Source organism: Enhygromyxa salina, assembly GCF_000737335.2.
Classification (GTDB): Bacteria; Myxococcota_A; Polyangia; order Nannocystales; family Nannocystaceae; genus Plesiocystis; species Plesiocystis salina_C.
Window position 1 is genome coordinate 1 of the sequence record NZ_JMCC02000253.1, and the last position, 2101, is coordinate 2101.

The 2101-nt window shown below is 71.3% G+C and carries 2 protein-coding genes; one reads left to right on the plus strand and one right to left on the minus strand.

Annotated elements, in window-relative coordinates:
- On the plus strand, positions 1–1546 hold a 1546-nt coding region (locus DB30_RS40690; RefSeq protein WP_205633210.1), incomplete at its 5' end, for a TolB-like translocation protein.
- A gap of 15 nt (positions 1547–1561) precedes the next feature.
- On the opposite strand, the gene DB30_RS40695 is transcribed toward DB30_RS40690, so the two are convergent.
- On the minus strand, positions 1562–2101 hold a 540-nt coding region (locus DB30_RS40695; RefSeq protein WP_165704188.1), incomplete at its 5' end, for a hypothetical protein.

Sequence of the window (2101 nt, forward strand, 5' to 3'; positions counted from 1 at the left end):
CGACGGCGACGGCGACGGCGACGGCGACGGCGACGGCGACGGCGACGGCGACGGCGACGGCGACGGCGACGGCGACGGCGAGATGCTGTTCCTCGTCAGCCGACGCAGCGCCGTCGACGAGCACCGCGAGCTGACTGCCTACGATGTGACCAACCCTCACGCGATCGGCGACGAGCAGCTCCTGCTCGAGGCCCCGTCGGGCGAGGCGCTCTCGATCACCCAGGTGACCCCCTTTGGCACAGTATGGGTCAATTTCGGGGTCGCGCCAGACTTCTACACCGAGGAGCTGAGCTTCGGCGCCATGGGCGAGCCCGTGCTCGATTCGCTGCTACCCATCGATGTCCCGCAGCGCGTCGTCCAGCCGGTCTTGTCCGACGATGGCACGCTCGCGCTGACGCTGCTCGACGACGCGGGCGATGCCGATCTCTACCAGCTCCGCTTCGAGCCCGACGGCACGCTGCTCGATGCGATCGAGCTCGACGTCGAGGGGGGCGCCGACTATCAGTTCAACGCCAGCGATCAGGCCCTCTATCGGCGCACGGTCGAGGGCGTCCGCGAGCTGATCTTCGTCGAGCTGGGCCCGAACCCGAGCACGCCCGAGGTCCTGGTCGAGCTCGCGCTGCCCTTCGTTCCCTACTTTACGCTCGAGCTGACGGACAGCTTCGCGGTCTTCAACCACGACGCTGACGACGACGGCGTGATGGAGCTCCACACCATCGACATGTCCGATCCCCCGGCGGGCCCGAGCCTCGCGAGCCCCGAGCTCGCGGGCGATGGCCCCGTGCGCCCGAAGGTCTCGCCCTACGGTCCGCAGATGATCTACTGGACCGGCGTCGACAGTTCCTGGGGCGAGCTGTACTTCGTCGACGTCGAAGGTGGCACACCGGGCGCCCCCGCGATGCTGTCGACGGGGCAGGGCGACGTTCACGGCGGCTTCTCGAGTTGGGGCTTCGTGGCGCCCGATCGCGTGGTCTACCTGAGCGGCAACGCCAACGACGGCAAGCGGGCGCTGATGAGCGTCGACATCGTCGACGGGCAGCCGCAAGCGCCAGTCCAGATCTCCGACGCGCTCGCGATCGGGGAGATCCGCAACTGGCACATCACCGACGGCCTGGTGGTGTACGGGGCCGACGACGGCGGCGACGGGTGGCTGGCCGCCGTCGAGCTCGACGGCGACGTCCCCGGACCGGCGGAGCATGTCCACGACGGGCTCGAGCAGGGCATCGCCCCGGTCTCGCTGCCGACGGTGGGTACACGCATGGCCTACACGGCCTGGGTCGACGGCGAGCGGCGGGCGTTCTCCATCGAGCTCGGTGATCCCGACCCGACGCCGATCGAGCTCTCGGGCGATCTGCTCGATGGCTACGAGGTGCCGCTCGGGGCCCACCTGCGCGCCGAAGACACGCTGGTCGCCCTCGTGACCGCGCCACCGAACTCCCCGGACGACAGCTACGCGCTCGCCCCGGCCGACGGCGCGACGCCGATCGAGCTGCTGTTCGAGGGCGGCTGGAACATGGTCACCGGGGCTGTCGTCGAGCTGCCCTGACCAGCCATCCTTCGCTCAGCGAAGCAGGCGCCGCGCGCACTGCCGGACGCCCCAGTGCGGCGAGCTCACCAGCCGCTGCGCCCACGCGCGGGCCTCGTCCTCGCGATGCTCGCCGAGCCACTCGAGCAAGTCCACGCTCACGCGCTCGGGCGTGCCGCCGAGGCTGCGCTCGACCAGAGCTGCGAAGTGCTTCGGCAGCAGCTCGGCGAGCACGGCGAACGAGGCCGACTGGGCCCCGACCACGAACTTGCTGGTGATCTGCGCGCGCAGCTGCTGCTCGATGAGGCTGGCCCACGCGGCCTCGCGCGCCGAGCTCTCGCGCAGGTAGGCGCTCAGACCCACGATCCACTCGCGCGGGGCCGGGTGCGCGCCGCCGATGTTGGCGCACAGCACCGTCCACACCCTCGCGACGAGCTCGGGATCGTCGTCGGTCCGCGCGGCGTCGAGGCGCGGGTAGTCGGGCTCGTGGAGGACGCGCAGCCAGGCCTCGAACGCGGCCTCGCGGGCGGGCGGGGCGTAGTCGAGGGCGAGCTCGAGCTCGGCGCGGGCGTCGGC